The organism is Micrococcus sp. HMSC31B01 (assembly GCF_001816085.1).
Lineage (GTDB): Bacteria > Actinomycetota > Actinomycetes > Actinomycetales > Micrococcaceae > Micrococcus > Micrococcus luteus.
Window position 1 is genome coordinate 1 of the sequence record NZ_KV825097.1, and the last position, 1,382, is coordinate 1,382.

Below are 1,382 nucleotides of genomic sequence, written 5' to 3' on the forward strand. Positions count from 1 at the left end.
CCTGCCGGCCCGGACGCGGCACCGGCCGCCGCGCCACGGCGGCCACCGCCCCCGGTGCGCTCCTGCGCCGAGGGTCCCCCAGTGAGAGAAGGATCCACTCATGGCTCCCAAGAAGAAGGTCACCGGTCTGATCAAGCTTCAGATCCAGGCCGGCGCCGCCAACCCGGCCCCGCCCATCGGCCCCGCCCTGGGCCAGCACGGCGTGAACATCATGGAGTTCTGCAAGGCGTACAACGCCGCCACCGAGTCGCAGCGCGGCAACGTGGTCCCGGTCGAGATCACCGTGTACGAGGACCGCTCGTTCACCTTCGTGACCAAGACCCCGCCGGCCGCCGAGCTCATCAAGAAGGCCGCCGGCGTCGCCAAGGGCTCCGCCACCCCGCACACGGCCAAGGTCGGCACGCTGACCCAGGCCCAGTGCGAGGAGATCGCCCAGACCAAGATGGAGGACCTGAACGCCAACGACGTGCAGGCCGCCGCCAAGATCATCGCGGGCACCGCCCGCTCGATGGGCATCACCGTCGAGGGCTGACGCCCACCCCCACCCCCTTCCAGTGGCAGGGCCGAGCGCGGTCCGCAGACCACGACTGCACAAGGAGAAGAACGCAGATGGCACAGCGCAGCAAGGCATACAAGGCGGCCAAGGCCGCGATCGGCGAGGATCTGTACTCGCCGGTGGAGGCGATCCGCCTCGCCAAGGAGACCAACCCCTCCAAGACCGACGCCACCGTGGAGGTGGCCCTCCGCCTCTCGGTCGACCCCCGCAAGGCCGACCAGATGGTCCGCGGCTCCGTGAGCCTGCCCCACGGCACCGGCAAGACCGCCCGCGTCGTCGTGTTCGCCACCGGTGACCGCGCCGAGGCCGCCCGCGCCGCCGGCGCGGACGTCGTGGGCGACGACGACCTGATCGCCCGGATCTCCGAGGGCTGGGTGGACTTCGACGCCGCCGTGGCCTCCCCGGAGCTCATGGGCAAGGTCGGCCGTCTGGGCAAGGTGCTCGGCCCCCGCAACCTGATGCCGAACCCCAAGACCGGCACCGTGACCCCGGACGTGGCCAAGGCCGTGGCCGACATCAAGGGCGGCAAGATCGACTTCCGCGTCGACAAGCACTCCAACCTGCACTTCATCATCGGCAAGACCTCCTTCGAGGCCAAGGCCCTGGTGGAGAACTACGCCGCAGCCCTCGAGGAGGTCCTGCGTCTGAAGCCGTCCTCCTCCAAGGGCCGCTACATCTCCAAGGCCACCGTGGCCACCACCTTCGGCCCGGGCGTGCCCATGGACCCGAACGTGACCTCGGTGGACTCCTCCGAGCTCTGAGCCACGCGGCCCCGGTGATCGGGGCCCACGACGTCGGCCGGTCGTCCCCGCAGCGGGGACGACCG

2 protein-coding genes are annotated in these 1,382 nt (G+C 70.6%); both read left to right on the forward strand.

The features are described from left to right. Positions 1–100: 100 nt before the first annotated feature. Complete coding sequence (gene rplK, locus HMPREF3105_RS05630; protein ID WP_010080374.1) at positions 101–532, forward strand: 50S ribosomal protein L11; 432 nt, start codon at positions 101–103, stop codon at positions 530–532. Positions 533–609: 77 nt separating this feature from the next. Then, a complete protein-coding gene (gene rplA, locus HMPREF3105_RS05635; protein ID WP_036317746.1) occupies positions 610–1,317 on the forward strand; it encodes a 50S ribosomal protein L1 in 708 nt (235 codons plus the stop codon). The last annotated feature ends 65 nt before the right edge of the window (positions 1,318–1,382 follow it).

Coding starts and splice junctions, on each gene's coding strand:
- rplK (WP_010080374.1), top strand. CDS start 101: ATGGCTCCCAAGAAGAAGGTCACCGGTCTGATCAAGCTTCAGATCCAG.
- rplA (WP_036317746.1), top strand. CDS start 610: ATGGCACAGCGCAGCAAGGCATACAAGGCGGCCAAGGCCGCGATCGGC.